This window comes from Listeria sp. MAN/IMW/UF464 (assembly GCF_058683955.1).
Genome location: NZ_JBZWZP010000003.1, coordinates 331,682 through 358,118, shown reverse-complemented (window position 1 = coordinate 358,118; position 26,437 = coordinate 331,682). Strand labels below are relative to the sequence as shown.

Genomic DNA, 26,437 nt, shown 5'->3' with positions numbered 1-26,437 from the left:
TATATTTGCCATATTTTCGCCATATTTAGAATTAGTGAAAAAATTACTTGCAAATTTTCACAAACTATATTAGAATATGTGTTCGCACGTCTTTATTTCCGTTTTCCAAGGGAGGAAAATCATGAAAGTATTGTTTCATCATCTTAAAAATTACAAGCTACAAGCAACATTATCTACTTTGTTTGTAGTAGTCATGGTTATCTCACAACTATGGCAACCAAAATTACTTCAGCAAGTCCTAGACGCCATCATGAAAGATAATATGGATGAAATTTCTTCCATAGGCGCACTTCTAATCGGTATTGCCGCAGTTGGCCTTATCGCTGGGATTCTAAACACGATTCTTTCTGCCAAAGTCGCTCAAGGTGTCGGCGCAGATATTCGTGAATCTAGTTTCCGTAAAATCCAAACATTTTCATTTAGTAACATTGAAAAACTTTCGACAGGTAATCTAGTTGTTCGACAAACAAACGATATTACCCAAGTACAAAATTTAGTGATGCTTTCACTACAGTCGCTAACAAGAATTCCGATTATGTTTATCGGAGCTTTTATTTTAGCGATGTTTACTCTACCTGAATTATGGTGGGTAATTATTGTGCTTGTTGTACTCGTTGTGCTAATTGTTGTCTTCACATTTGGCTCTATGGGTAAACACTTTGCAATTATCCAGAAGTTAATTGACCGCGTAAATTCTATCGCAAAAGAAAACCTTGCCGGAATGCGTGTTGTTAAATCTTTTGTTCAAGAAGATAACGAAATCGGACGTTTCACAACTGTCAGTGACAAACTAACTCGTCACACTATCATTGTAGGAACTCTTTTTTCTGTCATGATTCCTGCATTTATGCTCGTTTCTAACTTAGCAATTGTTGTTTCTATTTTCTTTGTAGGTGACATGGCTGCTGAAAACCCAGAAGTTATCGGGGCTATCGCATCATTCATGAACTACTTAATGCAAATCATGATGGCAATTATTATCGGCGGTATGCTAATGATGATGGCCTCTCGTGCGCTTATTTCCTTGAAACGTATTACTGAAGTTCTCGAAACAGAACCAGATATTACTTACAATGAAAATGCGCCAGAACAAGATTTAGAAGGTACTGTTGAGTTCCGTAACGTTAGTTTCAAATATGATGGTGACGATACACCTGCTCTTAAAGATATTTCTTTTAAAGCGAATGTTGGTGAAATGGTCGGTATTGTTGGCGCAACAGGTTCCGGTAAATCGACTCTTGCCCAGCTAATTCCACGCCTTTACGATCCAACTGAAGGTGAAGTTATTATTGGTGGTACTAACCTAAAAGACATCAATAAGAAAACACTTCGTAGCACCGTTTCCTTCGTGCTCCAACGCGCAATCCTTTTCTCAGGAACAATCGCAGACAATTTACGTCATGGTAAAAAAGACGCGACAACCGATGAAATGGAACATGCAAGTAAAATAGCACAAGCGAAAGAATTTATTGATAAACAAGCAAAACTTTATGAAGCTCCTGTTTCTGAGCGCGGTAATAACTTCTCTGGTGGACAAAAACAACGTCTATCCATTACACGTGGAGTTATCGGTTCGCCGAAAGTACTAATTCTTGATGACAGCACAAGTGCCCTTGATGCAAAATCCGAGAAATTAGTCAAAGAAGCACTTAATAAAGAGCTAGACGACACTACTACTTTCATCATTGCACAAAAAATCTCTTCTGTTATTCAAGCAGATAAAATTCTCGTGCTCGATCAAGGTAAACTCGTTGGCGTTGGTTCCCACAAAGAACTTCTTAAAGAAAATGAAACTTACCGTGAAATTTACGACACTCAAAAAGGCAAGGAGGTAACCGCATAATGAAAGAGTTTAAACAAATTAGCCGCTTTTTCTGGCACTATCTGCGGGGTTATAAACCTCAACTTTTTGTCATTTTAATTGCTGTAGTTTTTGCGACATACCTTCAAGTAAAAGCGCCACAATATATTGGTAACGCCGTTCAAGAACTTGGTGATTATGTTGTTCGTTTACTACAAACAGGTGTTGATGACAAGAGCGACTTCATCCATATCATTTGGATGCTGATTCTCTGCTACGTGCTGCTCGCTGCTGCCACTTTTATCCAAAGTATCATTATGACAGGGGTAGCTGGTAAATCGACGAACAGAATGCGTATAGGGCTTTTCCGCAAGATGGAAAAACTATCGATTCGTTTCTTCGACAGCCGCAATGATGGCGAAATGCTGAGTCGCTTCACTAGTGACTTGGATAACATTTCTAACACACTCAACCAAGCATTGATTCAAGTGCTATCAAACATTGCATTAATGATTGGTGTCATCATCATGATGTTCCAGCAAAATGTGGAACTAGCCTTTGTTACTTTAATATCTGCTCCATTTGCGATTATTATTGCGACTATAATCATTCGAAAAGCCCGCAAATTCGTTGATATTCAACAAGATGAATTAGGTGTTTTGAACGGCTACATTGACGAAAAAATTTCTGGTCAAAAAATTATTATCACAAATGGCTTAGAAGAAGAAACTATTGAGGGCTTTGTTAAACAAAATAATGTTGTTAAAAACGCAACTTATAAAGGTCAAGTTTACTCTGGTTTACTTTTTCCAATGATGCAAGGTATTTCATTATTAAATACAGCTATCGTTATCTTCTTCGGTGGATGGTTAGCTCTAAACGGCGACCTTGAACGCACAGCCGCTCTTGGTTTAATCGTTATGTTCGTTCAATATTCACAACAATTCTATATGCCACTAACACAAATTTCGTCCCAGTACAGCTTGCTACAACTAGCAATCACTGGTGCGCGTCGTGTTAGTGAAGTATTTGCAGAGGAAGAAGAAGTTGAACGCGAGAACTTACAAACAATTGATGGTATTAATAAAGGTGTTAAACTAGATCATGTTGATTTCGCTTATGACCCTGAAAAACCAGTTCTAAAAGACGTTTCAATTGATGTAAGTAAAGGTAAAATGGTGGCGCTTGTTGGACCAACTGGTTCTGGTAAGACAACTGTTATGAACCTTCTTAACCGCTTCTATAATGTCGACGGTGGTGCGATTCTCTTTGATGATATCGACATCCGCGACATTCGCCTTGATTCTCTTCGTAAACAAGTTGGTATCGTGTTGCAAGATTCCGTTCTATTTACAGGAACCATTCGCGATAACATTGTTTTCGGTAAGCCGGAAGCAAGCGACGAGGAAGTGATTAACGCTGCGAAACAAGCTAACATCCATGACTTCATTATGAACCTAGAAAAAGGTTATGAAACAGAAATCAGTGATGAAAACAATATTTTCAGTGTTGGTCAAAAGCAGCTTATGAGTATTGCGAGAACTATTATTACGAACCCTTCTCTACTAATTCTAGATGAAGCGACAAGTAATGTAGATACCGTAACCGAAAGCCGCATCCAAAAAGCTATGGACAACGTTATCTCCGGTAGAACTAGTTTCGTCATTGCCCATCGTTTAAAAACTATCCTTGATGCCGACCATATCGTCGTACTACATCAAGGTGAAGTGATTGAACAGGGTAATCATGATGAGCTGATGAAGGCGGAAGGATTTTATTCTGAGCTTTATCATAATCAGTTTGTTATTGAGTAGATAGACGCTTTTTATGGTCTGAAATAAATAGAAAAAAGGAAGTTCTCAAATGTTAAACATTGAGAACTTCTTTTTTTATTTTCATCTCAGTAATTTTATGTTAACGTAATTTAGAACAGAAAAATAAAAACAGAGGTGAACATACATATGAATTTTAATCTTTTTGTTAGAAGTGGTTTTATTGGTCTTATTTTACTTTTTGTCATCCAAGTATTAGGGGTCGTAAGAGGGTTATTGATTCAATCTGGTTTTATGGATGGGAGCATCAATCAGAGTTTACTGGGCACAAAGCTTATTATAGTGCCAATTATATTTTTTACTATTAGTATTGTTTTTTTCTTATTATGGTTTTATAGAGACTATCAAACAAATAAAAAAAGTCGATTTCCTAGTTAAGGAAATCGATTTTTTTATGTTAATTAAACCAGCCTTGCACACCATTAGAAACGTAGCTTCCAATGCCTTTAAAGAAAGAACCTACTGCTTGTGTAGAGAGCATGAACCAGTTTGCCTTTTCGACATCGCTGGCAGTTAGTACGTCAATTGTTTCTGTTTGTTTTCCGTCAATATATCCTAACTTGTCGCCATCTTTTAAAGATACTTCCATTTTGCCGACTTCTGTACCTTTTTTAACTGGTGCTTCTATGGTTTTTTCTTCCAGTTTTACGTTTGTATTTAACTTAGGTGAGTTGTCGTTCTTGGGTACCACTAGTTTTACTGCGTCTTTTGTAACGAGTCCAACTGTGTCTTCTTTTCCTTTATCTACTGCAATACTAGCTGGTTTTTTCACTTTCGAACCTGCTTTTTGAACTTCTTTTACTTTGAAATTGTTAAATGCATAATCTAGCATTTTGTTTGTTTCGTCAAAACGAGCACTCGTATGTTCACCTTTACCACCGCCGTTAGCATGAAGTACCACGGTAACAACTCGCATGCCGTCTTGTACAGCTGTTGCAGTCAAACACATTCCAGCGTAATCAGTAGTTCCGGTTTTCAAGCCATCGACACCTTTACGACCGTAAATTAATCCTGGTAGTAACCAGTTCCAGTTCGACATGTCAATTTGGTCAGATGTGCCTTTACGGAATTCTTTTTTCGTTGTACTAGCTGTTTTAAGAACATCAGGATAATCATCAATTAAGTGTTTCGCAAGCTTTGCCATCCCGCGAGCCGTCATCTTGTTCTCATCTGTTGGACCGCCCACTTGCTGGCCACCTTTTAAATCTTCATTGTTAAGTCCAGTCGAGTTAACAAATTGGTGATCGCCTAGTTTTAATTCTTCTGCTTTTTTGTTCATTAAATCAACAAATTCTTTTTCAGAACCCGCTATTTTTTCAGAAATGGCAATTGCAGCCCCATTCGCGGAATAAATCGCCATAGCTTCATATAATTCTTGAACACTATACTCTTCACCTAATCTAAGTGGAACATTCGATAAGGAAGTGTCTTGAGAAACTTTGTAGGCATATTCAGAAATAGTTACTTTATCGTCCCATTTCAATTGTCCTTTATCAATAGCTTCAAGTAATAAGTATTCATCCATCATTTTCGTCATGGATGCAATTCCCATTAGCTTATCAGCATCTTTTGAATATAAAATTTTACCAGTACTCTCTTCAATCGCGATTGCTGCGTTTGCATTTACATTTGGTGCTTCCGCGGCTTGTGCTGCTTTCGGACTTACTAAAAAGCCACTTACTGCAAGGGATGCTGCCATGATTACGATCCCTGTTTTTTTAATTATGTTTTTCACTGCAACTTCTCCTTCATTTGAGCAAATTATTGACTCATTTTATCTATATTTTAATCAAGAAACCTATTTTAAAATTCCCTTTTTGAATAAGTTTCATTTTTTTGACGGATACTTTCATATTTTACCATGATTTAGTAGTGCCGTATATAAAACTTTTCGCCCAAAAACCAAATTTTCTAGCGAACGATTGGCAGAAGAATATGTGACGAAAATTCAGGACTATGATAAATCGTTTGGCTCGCGATTTGGCTTTCGGTTGAATTAATAAAACTACTGCCCGTATTTGGGTTTGGATCGAATCTAGGGAAGTTACTTGAAGAAATTTCAACGCGAATTTGGTGCCCTTTTTCAAAAAGATTACTTGTTGCCCATAAATCAATTGTATATTCATTAATTTTGTTTTGCACATTATCGCCGTGTTGTTTGTTAGCCCGGATAATGCCGTCTGCTAGGTTAAAGGCTGTCCCATCCGGGAAAACATCGACTAATTTAGCGGTGAAATCAGTGTTTGGCGCATCTGTTTTCGCCCATAGTTTTACTTGGATTGGTCCTGTAATTTCTAGCGACTCTTCAAGTGGAGCAGTTGAATAACAAAGAATATCGTTGCGCAACTCTAGGTGTTGCTGATCTCTGGGACCATCCGCATGTAGCTCTTTGTGTAAAGTTCCTCCGCCGTTTGAAGGCACCGGATTTTCCGGGTCATAACTGAATTTCGCTTTTGACTCTTTGGTTGGCGGAGTGAATTCTGCGCTTACTGTGCCTGTTTTAAAATAAAGTGGTGTCATAGCTGTATTTTCGGGTGGCCAAGTTTCAGCTGTTTTCCAATCGTTTAAGCCCATAACAAAATAATTAACTGCCGCCATTTCAGGTAGTGGCTCTTGTTTCAGCCAGTGATTAAACCATTCTATATGTCTTGCATGCATACTTGCCTCGCCCCATTTAGTAGCAGCTATGCCAAAGTCTCTATCTCCAATCATTTGTGCAAAATTGGCATGAGTCCATGGTCCGATGACTAATTTATCTCCAAGCTTACGGCTGTGACCATTTTGGAAATTAGCGATCGTTTTATCTAAAAAGCAGTCGTACCAACCGGCTACATGAAGCCCTGGAACATTGATTTTATCGTAATTGCTTTTCGCATCGATTTTTTGCCAGTGATTGTGGGTTGGTTCATAATTAAGTAACTCTGAAAAATAAGGCATTTCTTCCCGCCCAATTGCTGGCCAGTCTTTGTATGGTTTAAATTTATATAATGATTCGAGATTATCTAAGTTTTTCATTAATGTATTTGCTGCTTGTTCTTGTTCTTCACGTGTACTGTATTTGCGAGTCAGCATGTTTGGAAGCATTGATTCTAAATTCCACGTTTCCCACATACCAAGCTCGAGCGCACCGTCATGGTCATTAAACACGTCAGTCATACTATTTTGCGCCATAATTGGAGCAATAGTTTTTAAATGCTCATTACCGCTTATCGCAGCCAATATTTGCGTATAACCATAGTACGACAACCCGAACATCCCGACATCCCCATTAGAATAAGGCAAATTAGCTGCCCATTCAATTGTGTCATATCCATCATCTACTTCTGCTATGTAAGGTACAAATTCGCCTTCTGATGTGTATCTACCACGAACATCTTGAACTATCACAATATAACCTTGCTCTGCCAAAATATTAGGACGGAGAAAATGGAGCCCATATGATTTGCTATAAGGTAATCTTGTAAGCAAAACTGGGTACTTTCCTTCATCGGCTGGACGATATATATCTGCGTAGAGAGTCACCCCATCTCGCATTTTGGCTGGAATATCTGTTTCTATTATTAATTGATTATGTTTCACGTGAAACATCTCCTTTTTAATATTGATTGCCATTTTATTGTTTCGTATACAGCAGACTATGTCAAACAAAGCGACCCACTCGATATGAGTGGGTCGCTTTGTTTGCGCTTATTTATCTAGCTTTAATTTTGCTAATGCTTCGGCCATTGGGTTGTTAAAAGGTTCATCATCTTGCTTGTTTTGTTTTTTCATAAACTTGGCCACATCTGTTTTGGATACATTTTTGTTTTTCTGTTTATTGCGGCGCTCTTGGAAGGCGGTTAGCTTTTCACGATGTCCGCAAACACATACAAAAATCTGTTTATCCCCTTCGCCGCGCATTTCCATACGTTTATGGCAGTTTGGACAACGCGCATTAGTCGTTCTTGAAACTGATTCACGATGACCACATTCACGGTCCTGACAAACGAGCATCGTTCCGCGCTTACCTTTCACTTTTAGCATTGGCTTGCCGCAATCCGGGCATTTTTGTGATGTAATGTTATCATGACGGAATTTTTTATCGTTTTGCTTTATTTCTGTTACTGCTTTTTTAGCATAATCCCGCATTTCCGCAGTAAATTTACGATAATCTAGTTCTCCTTTTGCGATTTTGGATAGCTTTTGCTCCCATCGCGCCGTTAGTTCAGGGGATTTTAAATCTTCTGGAACTAATTCGAGTAATTGCCGTCCTTTAGATGTAATGTGAATTTCCTTGCCTTGTTTTTCTAAGGCAAAACTATTGAAAAGTTTTTCAATGATGTCTGCTCGTGTAGCAACTGTTCCAAGACCACCTGTTTCGCCAAGAGTCTTGGCCAGTGCTTTACTCGTTGTTTCCATATATTTTGACGGATTTTCCATTGCTGACAGTAAAGTTGCTTCATTAAATCTTGCTGGCGGCTTTGTTTTTCCTGTTTCTAAATTTACACGCTTAACAGGAATTTTGTCGCCTTTTTTCATTTTAGTCAGTTGATCGGGTTCACGCGCCTCGCCGTATATGCTTTTCCAGCCTAGGGACTTAACAACCTTACCTTTTAAAGTGAAGTCTTCTTGACCGATTTTTGCTTTTACAGAGGTTTCTTCATAAATATATGGATCCGAAAGTACTGCTAAAAAACGTTTGACTACCAAATCATAAATTTTCCGTTCTTTATCGCTTAAATCTCCGAGTGAAACGGGCTGCTCGGTCGGAATAATGGCGTGATGGTCACTTACTTTGCTGTTATCTACAAACGATTTATTTGCTTTAATTGGTTTACCACTGATTTGGCGGGCAGCTTTAGCATTTTCACCCACACCACAAGCTTCTAAACGCTCTTTTAGAGTAGGGACAATATCAGTTGAAATAAAGCGTGAATCAGTTCGCGGATAAGTTAATACCTTATGCCGTTCGTACAAGGTTTGCATAATATTAAGCGTTTCTTTCGCTGAAAAATCATATCTATTATTGGCATCACGTTGCAATTCGGTTAAATCATATAGCCCGGGTGAAAAAGTTTTCTTTTCTTTCATAGCAACATCTGTAATTAACGCCGTTTCGCCTTGTAAAGATTTTACTAGTTTTTCAGCTAAATCCTTATCAAAAGTTTGTCCATTGTTCCACGTGAAACTTTCTTGCTCTGTTAACGCGGTAATTCTGTAGTATTCTCGTGGTTTAAAGTTACGTATTTCTTCTTCACGATGCTGAATCATTGCAAGCGTGGGTGTTTGCACGCGACCACAGGATAGTTGTGCATTGTATTTGGTTGTTAACGCGCGTGTAGCATTAATCCCCACTACCCAGTCAGCCTCAGAGCGCGCCACAGCAGAATGATACAGGTTTTCGTAAGCATTTCCTGGTTTTAAATGTTCAAATCCTTCTCGTATCGCCTTATCTGTTACAGAGGAAATCCATAATCTTTTTAAAGGTTTTTTGATTTTCGCATAATCAATAATCCAGCGAGCTACTAGTTCTCCTTCTCGCCCTGCATCTGTTGCAATAACAATGGTAGTTATATCAGTACGGTTCATCAATTTTTTAACTGTTTCATATTGCTTTCTTGTTTGTTTAATTGGTTCTAGTTTCATTTTTTCTGGAAGCATTGGTAAGTCTTCCATGTTCCAATTCTTGTATTTTGGGTCGTAGCGTTCTGGATCGGCCAGTGTTACTAAGTGTCCTAACGCCCATGTTACTACGTATTTCCCGCCTTCTAAATAGCCATTTTTTCCTTGTTTAGCCCCGAGCACGCGGCCTATATCTTTACCGACAGACGGTTTCTCTGCCAGCACTAGTGTTTTTGTCATCTGTCAAACCCTCTCTTCTATCTTATTTTGCTGCCTCTTGTTGCAATACTGCCAAGAATTCAGCACCATATTTATCACGTTTCATCGCACCAATCCCTTTAACTTCAAGCAGCGCATCTTCCGTTTGTGGCATATACGCACACATTTCACGTAAGGTTTCGTCTGAAAAAATGATATAAGGCGGTACTTTGTGTTTCGCTGCTAGTTCGCGTCTGACCTCTCGTAATTTTTCGAAAAGATCACTAGTTACATCCATTTTAACTTTTTCGGCACGTTTTGCTTGTTTACGCTCTACCTTTAGCTCGCCTCGTAGTACAGATATCGCTCTATCAGTAAGTTTAAGCGAAGGAAATTGACTATCTGTAGGCTGTAAATATTTTTCTGCTGTAAGGTAATCGATTAGTTGCAATACATCTTTTTGCGATGCATCTTTCATTAATCCATAGGTGCTAAGTTCTTCAAATCGCCAGTCTTTCACTTTTTGGTCAGCAGAACCCGTTAGAACCTTGGCAATTAATACTTTTCCGAAACGTTCGCCCATTCTTTTTATACATGAAAAAACTTGTTGCGCTAAAATTGTAATGTCTGTCGTCTCTCGCGTATCCAGACAATTGCTACACTTCCCGCAGTTTTCCTCGTCGTCACCAAAATACTGAACGATATACTTCTGCAAACAAATTTCTGTATAACCATAACCCGTCATTTGGCGTAACTTAGCGAATTCATTTTGTTTACGTTCATCATCCATTTCGGATTGCTCAATTAAAAACTGTTGAATACGACTATCTTGTGGAGAAAAGAGCAGAATACAATCGCTTGGAACGCCGTCTCGACCAGCCCTGCCTGCTTCTTGATAATACGCCTCGATATTGCGGGGAATATTATAATGAATGACAAAGCGCACATTGGATTTGTTAATGCCCATTCCAAAAGCATTCGTTGCTACAATTACACGAATATCATCATATAGAAACTTCTCCTGCCAATCTTTTCGAGCTATATCAGTCATTCCGCCGTGATACATACCTGATTCCACGCCTTTTTTAAGCAAGAAACTGTGTATCCGCTCTACTTCTTTTCGTGTAGACGCATAAATAATACCTGATTCCGTCGAATTTTTCGTTAAATAATCAATTAAATACTTGTCTTTATCCTGACCTTTTACTACTTGAAATGCTAAATTATCTCTGGAAAATCCAGTTTTGATAACAGAATTTGGTTTTATTTTTAAAAGACGGCAAATATCGTCTGAAACAGCTTGAGTTGCTGTAGCAGTAAGCGCGATAACAAGCGGACGCCGAGTCATTTTGTCTAAACTATCGCAAAGACTCAGATAACTCGGTCTAAAGTCATGACCCCACTGAGAGATACAGTGCGCTTCATCAATTGCAAATAACGCAATAGGCACTTGCTCGATTAATCGCTGAAAACCTGGCGTTTCAATTCGTTCTGGAGCAATATAAAGCATCTTTAGCTCTCCAGAAAATGCAGCATCTAACCGAATATCTATTTCTCTATTAGTAAGTGTACTATTAATAAAAGTAGCTGCAATGCCATCTGAGACTAGCGCATCTACTTGATCCTTCATAAGTGAAATTAGCGGAGAAACGACAATGGTTAAACCGTCAAAAAGAAGTGCTGGTATTTGGTAACAAAGTGACTTCCCGCCGCCAGTTGGCATGATTGCGAGCGTATCTTCACCAGCTGAAAGTTTCGATATAACATCTATCTGTCCATCTCGAAAGTCTTGATAACCAAAATTTTGCTGTAAAATAGCTCTTGCTTGTTCTATCATTATCTTTTTTCACGCCTCCTCTATAGAAACAGTATAGCGGTTTTAAGAACTTAATTGAAGCTTTTTGAGGAAATTCGTTTTTTCTGGGCGTTTTCTTATTTTATAGAAGAAATTAAAAAGCAGAAACCTCTTTTGGAAGAGATTTCTGCTTTTTCGACCTTAAGAAATGCTATAGTTCGGTGCTTCTTTTGTAATTTGAATATCATGTGGGTGACTCTCGCGTAGTCCGGCACCAGTCATACGAACGAACGCCGCCTCTTCACGAAGATGTCTTAAATCAGGTGAGCCAGTGTAGCCCATGCCTGAACGAATACCGCCAACTAATTGGAAGATAATATCTGCCACGGAACCTTTGTAAGGAACACGCCCTTCGATACCTTCAGGAACAAGTTTTTTTGCATCAGCTTGGAAATAACGATCTTTAGAACCGTGCTCCATAGCTGCCAAACTACCCATACCACGATAAGTTTTGAATTGACGACCTTGGAAAATTTCTGTTTCACCAGGGCTTTCATCTGTTCCAGCGAGCATACTTCCTAGCATAACTGCATTTCCTCCAGCAGCCAACGCTTTTACGATGTCGCCAGAGTATTTAATACCGCCATCAGCGATAATCGTTTTACCAAATTCGCGTGCAACAGTCGCGCAATCATAAATAGCTGTGATTTGTGGTACCCCAACCCCTGCAACAACACGTGTCGTACAGATCGAACCAGGACCAATACCAACTTTAACAATATCAACGCCAACTTCAAATAGAGCACGTGCTCCTTCAGCTGTTGCAACGTTTCCGGCAACAATTACTACATCTTTAAAAGTTTGACGGATTTCAGATATTTTATTAATAACGCCTGCTGAATGTCCGTGCGCAGTATCAATTACAATCGCATCTACACCAGCTTCGATTAATTTTTCAACACGAACAAAAGTATCATTTGTAATCCCAACAGCAGCTGCTGCAAGGAGTCTGCCATGTTTGTCTTTGGCAGAGTTCGGGAATTCAATTACTTTTTCAATATCTTTAATAGTGATGAGACCTTTTAGGATGCCCGCCTCGTCAACAAGTGGTAATTTCTCGATGCGGTGTTTTTGCAAAATCTGCTCAGCTTGTTTTAAAGTAGTTCCAACTGGTGCTGTCACTAGGTTTTCTTTGGTCATAACATCTTTAATTACTGTAGAGTAGTCTGAAATAAAACGTAAATCACGGTTGGTTAAAATCCCAACTAGTTTGCGCTCCTTCTCGTTATTGACGATTGGAACACCTGAGATACGATATTTACCCATCAAATGCTCTGCAGCAAAAACTTGGTGGTCTGGAGTCAGATAAAATGGATCAATAATAACGCCGCTTTCGGAGCGTTTAACTTTCTCGATTTCTTCTGCTTGTTGTTCAATACTCATATTTTTATGAACAACACCGATTCCGCCTTGGCGCGCAATTGCAATCGCCATTTTAGCTTCCGTAATCGTGTCCATTCCGGCACTCCAAATTGGTACATTTAATTTGAGTGATGGAGCCATTTCTACACTTAAATCTACATCATTTGGTAATACGTCCGATTTCGCTGGAACAAGTAAAACATCATCAAATGTTAAGCCTTCTTTTGCAAATTTTGTTTCCCACATGGGTCGCAAACACTCCTTTTTTATTGGTACTAGCTTTTTTTATATAGAAAAAACGCATCATCTTCTCTTTATTTGTATAAAGAAAAAATGGTGGAAAATATCCACATCATGCGACTTGTCTTCTATAATCATGCTGAAATAGCCAATGTATATTTTTAGTTATTGAATATGATGTTACAAGAAGCTAGGGGCTATGTCAAGAAGGTTTTCCGTTGTTGTTTTATTCAGAAAATATAGTAAAAAATGTTTCACGTGAAACATTTTAAAAAGCCGTCTAAGAATGTTATCTTAAACGACTTCACTGTTTATTAATTTGTTGTATAATGTTAGATTTTCTTCGTCAAAACAAACAAAGCGTACTTCTTTTATACTTGAGTCATACTCTTCTTCTACCCATTTGCGAACGGTATAAAGCGCTACTTCTGCCGCTAGTTTTTTAGGAAAACCATATACACCGGTAGAAATATTAGGAAAAGCAATCGTAGTTAAGTCTTTTCCGGCCGCTAAATCCAATGCTTTCCAGTAACAAGATGCTAATTTGTTAGCTTCTTGGTGCTCACCATCTTTCCAAATCGGTCCCACAGCATGAATGATAAAATGCGCTTTTAAATCACCTGCAGAAGTGATTACTGCTTCACCCGCTGGACAAGAACCAATGCGATTAATAACCTCTTGGCATTCTTTTAATAAATCAGGACCAGCTGCTTGATGGATAGCACCATCCACTCCGCCTCCACCTAGGAGTCCTGGATTAGCAGCGTTCACAATGACGTCCACATTTTGTTCTGTAATATCGCCTTTTACAACTGTTATATCCATACCATCACCTCTTTTCTTCATTCTAATTTATTTGGAGAGCGATTTCCAGCAAGGCGATTATCCTCGTTTACTAATGGCATAGCTGTAGTGACCTTCATACACTGTTAATTGCTTATTTTCGAGCCAAATTACTTTAGAACAGAGCTGATCAATAAAATAACGATCATGTGACACAGTAATGATTGTCCCGGTAAAAGTCCGGATTGCTTCTTCCAACACTTCACGAGACGCAATATCCAAGTGGTTGGTCGGTTCATCAAGAATAAGTGTATTCACAGGCATATTAATAAATTGGGCTAATCTAAGTCGCATTCGCTCGCCGCCGCTAATATTCGCCACTTTTCGGAAAACCATCTCCCCGTAAAACATGAAGCCAGCTAGCATTTGCCTTGCTTCTCCCTCTGTCACTGCCACCTTATCTCGAAACGCTTCAAGCACTGTCATTTCTTCATTCAACTCTTCCATTTGTTGTGACAGCGAGGCGATTTTCACACTTGCTCCGACCTTCACCATTCCGTTATCCGGCTCCACTTTTCCTTCTATTATTTTTAATAAAGTGGATTTTCCGGCACCATTTTCACCAATAATCGCCACTCGCTCGCCTTGTCTAATTTGTAAAGAAACACCCTGCACAATTTCTTTTTCTCCAAAAGATTTATTTAAATTCTCCATCACAACTACATCTTGTCCACTTCTGCTAGCTTCGTCAAATTGTAATTGCATTTGTTTTTGTGTTAATACAGGGCGCTTCACTTTTTCCATCCGTTCTAATGCTCGTTCCATATTTTTTGCCCGGCGGAACATGGCGTCGTTCGGCGGATTGGCTTGCATAGCCCACTGGCGCAATCTTTTTATGGCTTGCTGCATTTTTTTGATTTTCTTTTGTTGATCTTTATAGTCTTGGAATTCGCGTAATAGTCGTTCTTCCCGTTCTTTTAAATATCCGGAAAAATTCGTATGATAAACGATTAACTCGCGGTTCTCGAGCTCTACCATTTTCTGGACTACTTCATCTAAAAAGTAGCGATCATGAGAAACTACCAACACAGTTCCAGCATAATGTTGTAAAAAAGTCGTCAACCATTCCACTGCCATTAAATCCAAATGGTTTGTTGGCTCATCCAAAAGTAACAAGTCCGTTTTCTGTAATAATAAATGGGCTAATGCTGCTTTTGTTTTCTCACCGCCACTTAAATCGCCCCATTTTTGAGGCAGTAATGCTCCAATACCAAGTCCGTTGACCACTTTGCTCAAGTTAGCATCCATTTCATATCCACCGAGCTCACCAAACAAAGCCATTTTATCTCCGTAGCGGTTCATTAATTTTTCGCTTGAATTTGTTGCCATTTCTTCTTCTAATGCTCGTAATTCTTTTTCTAAATCCTCTAACTCGCCAAAACTAGTTCGTAAATATTGTTCTACTATTATATTAGGATCCACCGTGGATAATTGCTCTAACAGCCCGATTTTCGCACCCTTTTTGCTGGTTACAATCCCGCTATCAACGCCCTCAGTTCCTTTTAAAATCTTCAAAATAGTACTTTTCCCTTCGCCATTACGACCAATTAAACCGACACGCTCGCCTTCCTCTAATTGAAGAGATACTTTCTCTAAAATAATATCTCCGGTAAAACTTTTAACTACATCATTCATTGCAACTATTGTCATTTTATCCTCCATTTATCCAAGGAAGCATGGCAAAATGTTTCACGTGAAACATTTTTTCAGACAACAAAAAAGCGTCAGACAAGCGCCCGACGCCAATTATAAGTATAATACTAATTTAGCACTATACAAACCGATTGCGTGACTCCATGCTTCTCTCATTTTTTCTAGTTATACAGTTTTTTGGGCAGACTTCACCAATGTAACTGCAATACCGGAAAAAATTGCACGGACAATATACAAAAATTTAGCTATACTAGTTCGCGCATTCAAAAGAAACATGTCATCTCACCTCTTTTCATTAATACATATAGAATAAGGGATGCTGCCTCAAATGTCAATTGTTCTCCCAATCACATGCACGAAACACAGCGTTTCAACTCAGAAACTTATACCATTGATATGAAACACGAACCCAAAGCATCAAAATCTATTTACCAATCAGTCGAAACCGTTTACATTAATAAGGCAAGCAAAACAAAAAACAGACTAATCGCACATAATTTTTGGAGGTGCCATAATGGAACATAATAAGTTGAAACCTTTCCCAAAAGATTTTCTATGGGGATCAGCTTCTGCAGCGTACCAAGTAGAAGGTGCCTGGGATGAAGATGGCAAAGGACCATCTGTATGGGATGAATTTGTTCGTATTCCTGGAACAACATTCAAAGAAACAAACGGAGACGTAGCGGTGGATAATTATCATCGTTATAAAGAAGATGTCGCGCTAATGGCTGAACAGGGCCTAAAAGCATATCGTTTCTCTGTCGCATGGAGTCGCGTTATTCCGCATGGTAACGGGGAAGTTAATGAAGCTGGACTAAAATTCTATGATAATTTGATTGATGAACTTCTTTCTTATGGAATTGAGCCAGTCGTTACACTTTACCACTGGGATATTCCGCAAGGGCTGCAAGACGAATATGGTGGATGGGAGTCGCGCCAAGTTATTGAAGATTTCACTAACTACTCCGCCCTTCTATTTGAACGCTTTAACGGCCGAGTTAAATACTGGGTAACACTTAATGAACAAAACGTATTTATCTCACACGGTTATAAATTAGCGTATCACCCACCTGGCGTTTCTGACGACAAGCGTATGTTTGCGGCAAATCACAATGCGAACTTGGCGAATGCTTCTGCAATTGCTAAATTCCGCGAGTTAGGTATTTCTGGAAAAATTGGACCAAGTTTTGCTTACGGACCAAGTTACTCCATCGATGCCAACCCCGCGAACGTGTTAGCTTCTGAAAACTCCGAAGAATTCAATGCCCATTTCTGGATGGATGTTTACACATGGGGTGAATATCCTACCGCTACTTGGAACTGGCTGGAAGAGCACGGTCTTGCACCGGAAATCTTACCAGGCGATACCGAACTTCTGAAAAAAGGGAAACCTGATTTCATGGGAGTTAACTATTACCGCTCAATGACTCATGCATTTAATGGGAAAGACGGCGTTGGTTCTGGGAAAATGAATACAACTGGTGAAAAAGGCACTTCCGAGGAAACTGGTGTACCGGGGTTATACAAAAACACCAATAATCCATACTTAGAAAAAACGAATTGGGACTGGGACATTGATCCAACTGGCTTGCGCATTGGCTTACGTAGAATTACTAACCGCTATAAATTACCAATCATGATTACAGAAAATGGTCTTGGTGAGTATGATAGCTTGACGGAAGACCACAAAATCCATGATGAGTACCGGATTGAATACATTCGCGCCCATGCTCTAGCAATCCAAGAAGCAATCACTGACGGTGTAGAAATGCTAGGTTACTGCACTTGGAGCTTCACAGATTTACTAAGCTGGCTAAACGGCTACCAAAAACGTTACGGTTTCGTATATGTTGACCGCGACGAAAACGATGAAAAAGAATTGAAACGCTATAAAAAAGACAGTTTTTACTGGTATAAAAAGACAATCGAAGCAAACGGAGCTAATTTAGTAGAAGAACAGGGCAAATAAGCCTTGTTCTCTCTCTGCTTCAACCATTTTGGGAGGGAAATTTTAATGAAAAAAATATTACTTGTATGTGCGGCCGGAATGTCGACAAGTTTACTCGTAACTAAAATGAAAGCGCACGCAACCTCTATTGGGGAAGAAATTGAAATTGAAGCATTGCCAGTATCAGAAGCTAGCAGCGTGGTAGATAAAATGGATATTGTTATGCTTGGACCTCAAGTCCGTTACCAAAAACCGCAAGTAGACGAACTCGTACAGGGACGTATTCCGGTTATTGTAATTGATATGAAAGATTATGGTATGTTAAATGGGAAAGCCGTTCTTGAAAAAGCTTTCGCGGAGATTGGGTAAGGAATTTTCATTTAAAAATAGGGAGGTTTTAAAATGAGTATAATGTCAAAATTCGAACACGGCATGGAACGTGTTTTAGTACCAGTAGCGAATAAATTGAACTCACAACGCCATATTGCAGCAATTCGTGATGCATTTATTTTAGTTTTCCCATTAATTATGGCCGGTTCAATTATCACTTTGATTAACTTTGCAGTGTTATCACCAGATGGCTTTATTGCAAAAATTTTATTCCTAGGGAAAATCTTCCCTAATTTAGCCGATGCACAGGCTGTATTTTCGCCGGTAATGCAAGGTTCTACCAATATTATGGCGATTCTGATTGTATTCTTAGTCGCACGGAATCTCGCCATCTTCTTTAAACAGGATGATTTGCTCTGTGGGCTTACCTCGATAGGTGCATTCTTTATCGTCTATACGCCTTATACAGTTGTTGATAACGCATCTTACATGACAATCAAATTCTTAGGTGCACAAGGGCTTTTCGTTGCTATTATCGTAGCGATTATTACTGGGGAAGTATTTAGTCGTCTAGCTAGATCCCCTCGTTTAATGATTAAAATGCCTGACCAAGTACCACCAGCAGTTGCTCGTTCTTTTAAAGTATTAATTCCAGTTATTATCATCACGATTCTTTTCTCTGTAATTAACTACTTAATCACATTAATCGCTCCTGAAGGTTTAAATGACCTTGTTTACACAGTTATTCAAGCGCCACTTAAAGACATGGGAACTAACGTATTCTCTGTAATTATCATTGGACTTGTTTCTAACTTACTTTGGGTTCTTGGTATTCACGGACCTAACACAGTTGCGGCTATTCGTGACACCATCTTCACTGAACCAAACTTAGATAACTTATCTTACGTAGCACAACACGGCTCTGCTTGGGGCGCTCCATACCCTGCAACATGGGCTGGTTTAAATGACGGATTTGCAAACTATGGTGGATCTGGTATGACATTAGGTTTATTAATCGCCATCTTCATTGCTTCTCGTCGTGCAGACTACCGCGATATTGCGAAACTTTCTCTTGCACCAGGGATTTTCAACATCAATGAACCTGTTATTTTCGGTTTACCAATCGTATTAAACCCAATTATGGTTATTCCTTTCATCATTACACCAGCAATCAATACATTAATTGGTTACTTCTTTATCTCAACAAAACTTATTCCACCTGTCGCCTATCAAGTGCCTTGGACAACTCCAGGACCACTGATTCCATTCCTTGGTACAGGAGGAAACTGGCTCGCGCTTCTGGTCGGCTTACTCTGTCTAGCCGTCGCAACAGTCATTTATCTACCATTCGTACTTGTATCTAACAAAATTGCCGCGAGTGATGCTGCAATGGATAAAAATGCAACAGCCTCAACGGAACAATAGGATGTGACAAAATGAAAATTGCAGCATTTGATATTGGTGGAACGGCCCTTAAAATGGGGGTCGTTTTGCCGCATGGTGAAATTATATTAACAAAATCAGCCGAAATAATCGCTAGTGATGGTGACCAGATTTTAGCAGAAATGAAGCTGTTTCTTGCTGAAAATACGGACGTGACAGGGATTGCCGTTAGCGCACCCGGCTACGTCAACCCAAAAACCGGACTCATCACAATGGGCGGCGCTATCCGCAGATTTGATAACTTTAATTTGAAAGAATGGCTTGAAGCGGAAACCGGTCTTCCTGTTGCCATCGAAAATGACGCCAACTGCGCCCTACTCGCCGAAAAATGGCTTGGAAAAGGACAAGATTTGGATGATTTTCTTTGTTTAACTATCGGAACTGGGATTGGTGGCGGTATTTTTTCTAATGGCGCATTAGTTCGTGGTGGTCGTTTCCGGGCTGGTGAATTTGGTTATATGTTTAGTGAACGCCCAGGTGCTTTTCGTCCTGGAAAATATACATTAAATGAAACTACTACTATGCTCGTTCTTCGCAGACAATATGCCCAGCTAACCGGACGACCGTTGAAAGAAATTACTGGAGAAGAGATTTTTGCAAATTATGATGCGCATGATCCTATCTCAGAACGACTTATTAATGAGTTTTATACCGGAATTTGTACGGGACTTTATAATTTAATTTACCTGTTCGATCCAACGCATATCTTTATTGGTGGCGGAATTACAAGTCGCCCTACTTTTATCACGGAACTAAAGCATCATATGGCGAGCTTTGGGCTGCGTGACACGATTATCGAAACAGCAACACATAAAAACCAAGCTGGCCTACTCGGCGCAGTGTATCACTTTTTACAGGAGGAAAATAGACATGAATGAAATGGAGACAGTAATTTTTGGCATGATTAGTCAAGTTGGTTCTGCGAGAAGCAGTTACTTAGAAGGGCTTCGTGCGGCTCGTGAAGGCAATTTCGAGGAAGCGGAAGCAAAACTACAAGAAGGCAGCGAAACTCTCGCAAACGGTCACCACGAGCATCATAAGCTAATCCAAAAAGAAGCTTCCGGTGAAAAAGTGGAAATTCAGTTATTGCTAATTCATGCAGAAGACTTACTCATCACAACAGAAACATTAAGAGAAGTTGTCACTGAGTTTGTTCACGTATACAAGAAAATAAGCTAATAAAAAAGCGTGTAGACGACAAAATCTACACGCTTTTTATTATTCTAGCTGTTCTTGATTATAATTTTTCTTCGCCATCGCTTCTAGTAAAAACAACACCGGAATTTGCGTCGTAATATTCGTCTTATCAACCATTTCTTGCGTGACGTAATACGGGATATTGACATCAGATAGCTCGGCAAGCGTATTATGGCTTGTATTGGTGATACTAATAATCCGACTGCCATATTGCTGCATATTTTGCGCCTGTTCAAGAACCTGGTCCGTCTCACCAGACACAGATAATATAATCATCACTGCTTTATTTTTAAATTGCTCTCCCGGGTTAGGATAAAATGGATCTTTAATATAAAAAGTTCGCTTCTTCATATTGGAGAAAAAACGACTGCCATATTCTGCTAAAATTCCTGAGGTTCCGATTCCGAAAAAAACGACTAAATCGGCTTCATTAATAATTTCCGCCGCCGCGTCTAGTACATGATCGTAATCTCGATTCATTGTCCGTTCAAAGAATTCCTCTAAAACTTCCACTGTATCTGCTGTTTTTTTCTTTACCTCGCGTGTCGCTTCTTGTTTTAGCTTCACTTTAAATTCCGAGAAGCCCTCACAGCCCAATTTTCTAGTAAAACGAACGATGGAAGCTGGCGAAACATGCGTTACTTCCGAAAGTTCGCGCACTCTCATAAACATAACTTTGTCCCGATTGTCCATTATGTAACGGTATAAATGGTGTTCTGTCTCTGTAAATTGCCTAATCACTTCATACGAAAACATAAATTTATTCACCTCATCTGTATCAGTATTTCCCGGGAAATAAAAACAGGTGACCACCTCGCAATATGCAATTTAGGTCACCTGTCCGTGTCCATCTTCTTATAAGGATGGAATATTTTTCTTTTTCTTCACATAGAAACGTAGGGCAATAATAATTGCACCACCAACTGTGTTAACAATCGGACTTAACGCTACATTGATATTTGGAGGAATTGTCACTTGAACAATTGTCATTACAAACATCCATACCGCAATGACTCCAACTGCTACTAGTAAGTATTTTATCGTTCCACCTTTTTGGCCTGCACGCATATTAGATGCGTATTTACGTAAGATAAGCATTGCAAAACCACCGACAACAGCAGTGATTACTAAGACAATAATTCCTAAAGTTTGTGCATTTTTTTGGAAATAAGCACTAATTCCAGAAATCAGCATCATCGCTCCAAGTACAAGGAGTCCGCCGTCAAGTACAAGCCACCATTTGTCTGTATTTTGCTCAACTGGTGCAGCTTTTACATCTAAAGAAACAACATATTCTGTTGGTGTTAAATTAAATAATTTTCGCGCTGTTATGCCTTTTTTCTGTTCGGCTAAAATCTTTTCACACATTTCGTAAATAATGATTTCTTGTTGCTCTTCATCGTAATGAGTTCCTCGCAAATGCTTTTCAACTTCCATTACGTATTGCAAATTCCGCTTTGTTAAACTAGCCTTTAAATCAGCTACTGGCGGTTTATTCATTTCTGTGGTCAATGCTAAATCCTCCCTCACTTATTCTACCCTCTATTATACCGGACTTACCTACTATAAAAAAGCTATTTTTTTAATTCGTTTTAGACATTTGGAAAAGTCCGCGCATTTTGTTCAAAATGTAAAGTGCTAAAACAAAACTGGCAATCGTCGCCCCGATTCCCCACGAAAGATAACCAATAAAACTTAATTCTGTATCAGCCACCGCTAGATTAGCTGTTGCCATACCAATAAACAGTGAGAACAAGATAAGAAACGGCCATTTCACCCAAGAAAAAGCAAATAAATAACCATTACGCTCGATATGTTGTTTTTTGTATAGAACTAAAATAGCAAGGACCATACAAACGCTTAACACCCCGCTAAAAATAACCGCTCCGAGCGAGGCCGATTCAAAAGAAAATGGAGAAAAGACGTTCACATAGTCCTCAAATCTAAGGAGATTAGTCATACCATCTTCTCCTCCGTGTGGCCAAATATATTTATATAGATTATCCAAAGTTGGATTCAACACATTTGGTAGTAACATTACACCAAACGCCACCACAGCAGCTGCAATAGGCGATCCAATTAGTAGTCCAATTAAAATAGCGACTAAAAAGATAAGAATATAAGTAAATAACCCACCCACAATATCTGTCCAAAATTTCGCCATTTCTAACTGTATATACTCTGTTGGTATATGCCTGAAAAAGTAAGTTAAACCAATTCCAATAGACACAAGATAACTAAGCGTAATCGTAGCTATCCCCATAATCATTTTAACGCCAATAATATGTGTCCGCTTATATGGCAAAGATGTCGTAAATCGATTTGCCCGAGTATATCGCTCAAAGATAACCGCTAACACCCCAAGAATAAATACACTTGCTTTAATTAAAGTGAAAAACATCTCTACTTGAAAATAAAACATAAAAGGCATGTACTCAACATATTCTTTTTGAACAAAATTTGTATACATCGGAATAGCTAAATAAGCTACTGTCAAACTCGTTTTCATTTCTTCATCAGAAGTTTTAAATTCCGGGTTTTCTTTTTGTTGTTTTATAAAGTCACTAGATTCGTAATAATCCTTTTGACTTTGCCACCGTTCTGCATCTGAAACGAGCCCTAAAGCAATCCCCAGAAAAAACAATATCGCTACGCCTAGAAGCATCCATCTCATATTACGCCACTCTCGATACCATAACCCTCGATTAAACATTATTCGCTTCATCCTCATTTATATGTCTTTAAATCTCGTAATAATCAATCTTGTCATTCGCTAAATGAACCGTAAAAATATCCTCTATAGAAATAGCCATTTCTTCAAATAAAACTGGTTCCTCTAATCGCAATTTCCGAACAAATTCACTGGCATTTTTTGTAACTAAAAGCGTGTAAATTCTCCCATTTCGATATAATAATTGCGCATTGTTTTTTACGAAATCAGGTATTTTCTTTGTTTTAAAAGCTACTTGGATTTTCACTGCATCATTTCGCATGTCATCTAAATAATAATCAAGCTCCAAATGAGCCCCTTTTAAAACAATGACCCGATTGGCAATAGCTTCTAGTTCATCCAAACGGTGAGAAGCAATTACCACGCTCATTTCGCGCTTTTTCACCGTGTCTTTTATAATCGCTAAAATTTGCTTTTTAATAATAATATCTAGCCCATCCATAGGTTCATCTAGTAATAAATAACGAACATCTAAAGAAAAAGCTAAAATAATGAAAAATAAAGCTTTTCGTCCTTTCGAAAAAGACATTAATTTCGCTTTCATTGGTAATTCGAATTGTCGCATTAAATCATTGAAAAAAGTTTCATCAAAAGTCGGATAAATTTTCCGATAAATCTTGACGACGGTTTGTACACTATATGTATTAAAGTGATTCATATTGTCTTCCAAGAAAAACAACTGCTGCTTGACTTCAGGATGTTCAAAAATACTTTTCCCGTCTAAAAAAACATCTCCCTCATCAGGCAAATAAATTCCCGTCATTGTGGAAAAAAGCGTCGTTTTCCCAACACCATTTCTTCCTATAAGTGCTGTTATCTCTCCTGCTTTCAAACCAAATGAAATATCCTTCAAAACCAAGTTGTCTTCCATCTTTTTAGTTAAGTTCCGAATCTCCATTTTTTCACCTCTTGCACTCATTATATAAGTTCAGTAGTATTTTTTCTACATTTTTTAAAATTTTCTGCACTATTGTAAATCACAAATCAATTATTATACTAATTTCACATATTGCGGTAAAATATCTCTATATGAACTTATTTAAAACCCCTGAGGTGAAAACATGATAAAACTTGATATGACGATGCTCGATTCTTTTAAAGAAAACGAAGCTCTCCGGAAATACTTATTTTCTGGTCATTTTGGTTTGGAAAAAGAGAATATACGCGTAACTTCTGATGGAAAATTGGCTCTTACGCCTCATCCAGCAATTTTTGGCCCAAAAGAAGATAACCCCTATATTAAAACCGATTTTTCGGAAAGCCAAATTGAAATGATTACGCCAGTGACCGACTCGATTGACGCTGTATATGAATGGCTTGAAAATCTTCATAATATCGTTTCATTACGCGCAGAAAACGAACTGCTTTGGCCTTCTAGCAATCCGCCAATTTTACCAGCAGAAGAAGATATTCCCATCGCAGAATACAAAACGCCCGACAGCCCTGATAGAAAATATCGCGAGCACTTGGCTAAAGGCTACGGTAAGAAAATCCAATTATTATCCGGAATTCACTATAATTTCTCTTTTCCTGAAGCGCTAATTGACGGGCTTTATGCCGAAATCAGCCATCCTAACGAATCTAAACGCGACTTTAAAAATCGCTTATATTTAAAAGTAGCTAAATATTTCATGAAAAATCGTTGGTTGCTTATTTATTTAACTGGCGCGAGTCCAGTTTATCTCGCTGATTTTACAAAAACAAAAAGCGAAGAAGTACTGAACGATGGTAGCAAAGCGCTTCATCGCGGGATTTCCCTTCGCAATAGTAATGCCGGCTATAAAAACAAAGAATCGCTTTTCGTCGATTACAATTCATTTGACGCTTATATTTCGAGTATTTCCAACTACATTGAAGCTGGTAAAATCGAAAGTATGCGCGAATTTTATAATCCAATCCGTTTAAAAAATGCCCATACTGATCAAACTGTTGAAAGTTTAGCTAAGCATGGTGTGGAATATCTAGAAATTCGCTCGATTGACTTAAATCCACTTGAACCAAACGGAATTTCCAAAGATGAACTTATTTTTATCCACCTATTTTTAATTAAAGGTTTGCTTTCGGAAGATCGTGAGCTATGCGCGAACAACCAACAACTAGCCGACGAAAACGAAAATAATATCGCGTTAAACGGCCTTGCACAGCCCGCAATTAAAAACTGTGATAACGAGGAAATGTCCCTTGCTGATGCAGGACTTTTAGAATTAGACAAAATGAGCGACTTCATCCAAAGTCTAATTCCTAACGACAACCATTTCCAAGCAATCATTGAAAAACAAAAAGAACGCCTGCTACACCCTGAAAAAACGATTGCTGCACAAGTACAAGCACAATCAGCTAAAGAAGGTTACGTCGAATTCCATTTAAACCAAGCAAAAATTTATATGGAAGAAACAGCGGCGCTAGCTTATAAACTCGTTGGCGCAGAAGACATGGAACTTTCCACACAAATCATTTGGAAAGACGCCATCGCGCGCGGCATCAAAGTTGACGTATTAGACCGGGCCGAAAACTTCCTTCGTTTCCAAAAAGGCGACCATGTGGAGTATGTGAAACAAGCCAGCAAAACTTCTAAAGACAACTATGTATCTGTGTTAATGATGGAAAATAAAGTTGTCACCAAGCTTGTACTAGCAGAGCACGGCATTCGCGTACCATTTGGCGATAGTTTTAGCGTTCAAGCGCTTGCACTTGAAGCTTTCTCTTTATTTAAAGATAAGCAAATCGTCGTTAAACCAAAATCCACCAACTATGGTTGGGGTATCAGCATTTTCAAAAACAAATTTACGCTAGAAGATTACCAAGAAGCTTTAAATATCGCATTCAGTTACGATAGCTCCGTCATTATCGAGGAGTTCATTCCTGGCGACGAGTTCCGTTTCTTAGTCATTAACGACAAAGTTGAGGCTGTTTTAAAACGCGTACCAGCTAACGTAACTGGCGACGGAATCCATACAGTGCGCCAACTGGTTGAAGAAAAAAACACCGATCCATTGCGCGGAACGGACCATTTAAAACCACTTGAAAAAATCCGTACTGGCCCTGAAGAAACTTTAATGCTATCCATGCAAAATCTTTCTTGGGATAGTATTCCTAAAGCAGAAGAAATCATCTACCTTCGCGAAAACTCCAATGTCAGCACAGGTGGCGACAGCATTGACTATACCGAAGAAATGGATGACTACTTCAAAGAAATAGCTATTCGCGCCACCCAAGTCCTTGACGCCAAAATTTGCGGCGTAGACATAATTGTTCCACGTGAAACAATTGACCGCGATAAGCACGCTATCATCGAGCTAAACTTCAATCCAGCGATGCACATGCACTGCTTCCCTTATCAAGGTGAGAAGAAAAAAATTGGTGATAAGATTTTAGATTTCTTGTTTGAATAAAAAAATCCCAG

The 26,437-nt window shown here is 38.8% G+C and carries 21 protein-coding genes; 10 read left to right on the top strand and 11 right to left on the bottom strand.

Annotation, left to right across the window (positions count from 1 at the left end; all coding sequences use genetic code 11):
* Nucleotides 1-121: 121 nt before the first annotated feature.
* The 3 genes from AC4PG0_RS11700 (at nt 122) to AC4PG0_RS11690 (ending at nt 4,011) form a co-directional block, all read left to right on the top strand.
* On the top strand, nt 122-1,843 hold the full coding sequence (locus AC4PG0_RS11700; protein WP_045553788.1) for an ABC transporter ATP-binding protein: 1,722 nt from the start codon (nt 122-124) through the stop codon (nt 1,841-1,843).
* Nucleotides 1,843-3,615 carry an ABC transporter ATP-binding protein gene (locus tag AC4PG0_RS11695; RefSeq protein ID WP_045552761.1) on the top strand — a complete coding sequence of 591 codons (1,773 nt, stop codon included), beginning with the start codon at nt 1,843-1,845 and terminating at the stop codon, nt 3,613-3,615. The genes AC4PG0_RS11700 and AC4PG0_RS11695 overlap by 1 nt, the downstream gene beginning before the upstream one ends.
* A 147-nt stretch (nt 3,616-3,762) precedes the next feature.
* Nucleotides 3,763-4,011, top strand: coding sequence for a hypothetical protein (locus tag AC4PG0_RS11690; RefSeq protein WP_070752394.1), 249 nt, complete (start codon nt 3,763-3,765; stop codon nt 4,009-4,011).
* A gap of 19 nt (nt 4,012-4,030) precedes the next feature.
* On the opposite strand, the gene pbpD1 is transcribed toward AC4PG0_RS11690, so the two are convergent.
* The 7 genes from pbpD1 to abc-f all read right to left on the bottom strand — a co-directional run bounded on the left by pbpD1 (nt 4,031) and on the right by abc-f (nt 15,382).
* Nucleotides 4,031-5,368 (bottom strand): D-alanyl-D-alanine carboxypeptidase PBPD1, encoded by a 1,338-nt coding sequence (gene pbpD1 / locus AC4PG0_RS11685; protein WP_045552760.1) that lies wholly within the window; start codon nt 5,366-5,368, stop codon nt 4,031-4,033.
* Between the two features lie 176 nt (nt 5,369-5,544).
* A complete protein-coding gene (locus AC4PG0_RS11680; protein WP_194320293.1) occupies nt 5,545-7,212 on the bottom strand; it encodes a CocE/NonD family hydrolase in 1,668 nt (555 codons plus the stop codon).
* Between the two features lie 108 nt (nt 7,213-7,320).
* Nucleotides 7,321-9,474 carry a DNA topoisomerase III gene (locus tag AC4PG0_RS11675; protein ID WP_003772809.1) on the bottom strand — a complete coding sequence of 718 codons (2,154 nt, stop codon included), beginning with the start codon at nt 9,472-9,474 and terminating at the stop codon, nt 7,321-7,323.
* Between the two features lie 22 nt (nt 9,475-9,496).
* Entirely contained in the window at nt 9,497-11,269 is a 1,773-nt protein-coding gene (recQ, locus tag AC4PG0_RS11670; RefSeq protein ID WP_492167566.1) for a DNA helicase RecQ, read from the bottom strand.
* Between the two features lie 159 nt (nt 11,270-11,428).
* Nucleotides 11,429-12,895 carry an IMP dehydrogenase gene (guaB, locus tag AC4PG0_RS11665; protein ID WP_003722118.1) on the bottom strand — a complete coding sequence of 489 codons (1,467 nt, stop codon included), beginning with the start codon at nt 12,893-12,895 and terminating at the stop codon, nt 11,429-11,431.
* Nucleotides 12,896-13,183: 288 nt separating this feature from the next.
* Entirely contained in the window at nt 13,184-13,714 is a 531-nt protein-coding gene (locus AC4PG0_RS11660) for an ADP-ribose-binding protein (protein WP_207578811.1), read from the bottom strand.
* Nucleotides 13,715-13,771: 57 nt separating this feature from the next.
* Nucleotides 13,772-15,382, bottom strand: a complete 1,611-nt coding sequence (gene abc-f, locus AC4PG0_RS11655; protein WP_010991439.1) for a ribosomal protection-like ABC-F family protein — start codon at nt 15,380-15,382, stop codon at nt 13,772-13,774.
* Between the two features lie 180 nt (nt 15,383-15,562).
* Between abc-f and AC4PG0_RS11650 the strand changes: the two genes are divergently transcribed.
* From AC4PG0_RS11650 to AC4PG0_RS11625, 6 genes are read left to right on the top strand one after another with little or no spacing between them, the layout of a single operon-like run.
* Complete coding sequence (locus AC4PG0_RS11650) at nt 15,563-15,910, top strand: hypothetical protein (protein ID WP_112119976.1); 348 nt, start codon at nt 15,563-15,565, stop codon at nt 15,908-15,910.
* Entirely contained in the window at nt 15,900-17,354 is a 1,455-nt protein-coding gene (locus tag AC4PG0_RS11645) for a glycoside hydrolase family 1 protein (RefSeq protein WP_003772804.1), read from the top strand. Before AC4PG0_RS11650 ends, AC4PG0_RS11645 begins: the two co-directional genes overlap by 11 nt.
* A gap of 45 nt (nt 17,355-17,399) precedes the next feature.
* Complete coding sequence (locus tag AC4PG0_RS11640; protein WP_003725315.1) at nt 17,400-17,702, top strand: PTS sugar transporter subunit IIB; 303 nt, start codon at nt 17,400-17,402, stop codon at nt 17,700-17,702.
* Between the two features lie 33 nt (nt 17,703-17,735).
* Nucleotides 17,736-19,088, top strand: a complete 1,353-nt coding sequence (locus tag AC4PG0_RS11635; protein WP_003725316.1) for a PTS sugar transporter subunit IIC — start codon at nt 17,736-17,738, stop codon at nt 19,086-19,088.
* Nucleotides 19,089-19,099: 11 nt separating this feature from the next.
* Nucleotides 19,100-19,984, top strand: a complete 885-nt coding sequence (bglK, locus tag AC4PG0_RS11630; protein WP_010991440.1) for a beta-glucoside kinase — start codon at nt 19,100-19,102, stop codon at nt 19,982-19,984.
* On the top strand, nt 19,977-20,285 hold the full coding sequence (locus AC4PG0_RS11625) for a PTS sugar transporter subunit IIA (RefSeq protein WP_003725346.1): 309 nt from the start codon (nt 19,977-19,979) through the stop codon (nt 20,283-20,285). Before bglK ends, AC4PG0_RS11625 begins: the two co-directional genes overlap by 8 nt.
* A gap of 39 nt (nt 20,286-20,324) precedes the next feature.
* On the opposite strand, the gene AC4PG0_RS11620 is transcribed toward AC4PG0_RS11625, so the two are convergent.
* From AC4PG0_RS11620 to AC4PG0_RS11605, 4 genes are all read right to left on the bottom strand, one after another.
* A complete protein-coding gene (locus AC4PG0_RS11620; RefSeq protein ID WP_010991441.1) occupies nt 20,325-21,059 on the bottom strand; it encodes a MurR/RpiR family transcriptional regulator in 735 nt (244 codons plus the stop codon).
* A 99-nt stretch (nt 21,060-21,158) separates the two neighbouring features.
* A complete protein-coding gene (locus tag AC4PG0_RS11615) occupies nt 21,159-21,803 on the bottom strand; it encodes a DUF1129 domain-containing protein (protein WP_033533809.1) in 645 nt (214 codons plus the stop codon).
* Between the two features lie 82 nt (nt 21,804-21,885).
* Nucleotides 21,886-23,016, bottom strand: a complete 1,131-nt coding sequence (locus AC4PG0_RS11610) for a permease (protein WP_492167565.1) — start codon at nt 23,014-23,016, stop codon at nt 21,886-21,888.
* A gap of 28 nt (nt 23,017-23,044) precedes the next feature.
* Nucleotides 23,045-23,932 carry an ATP-binding cassette domain-containing protein gene (locus AC4PG0_RS11605; RefSeq protein ID WP_003764405.1) on the bottom strand — a complete coding sequence of 296 codons (888 nt, stop codon included), beginning with the start codon at nt 23,930-23,932 and terminating at the stop codon, nt 23,045-23,047.
* A 163-nt stretch (nt 23,933-24,095) separates the two neighbouring features.
* Here AC4PG0_RS11605 and gshAB point away from each other — a divergent pair, with 163 nt between their 5' ends.
* Nucleotides 24,096-26,426 (top strand): bifunctional glutamate--cysteine ligase GshA/glutathione synthetase GshB, encoded by a 2,331-nt coding sequence (gene gshAB / locus AC4PG0_RS11600; protein ID WP_492168005.1) that lies wholly within the window; start codon nt 24,096-24,098, stop codon nt 26,424-26,426.
* The last annotated feature ends 11 nt before the right edge of the window (nt 26,427-26,437 follow it).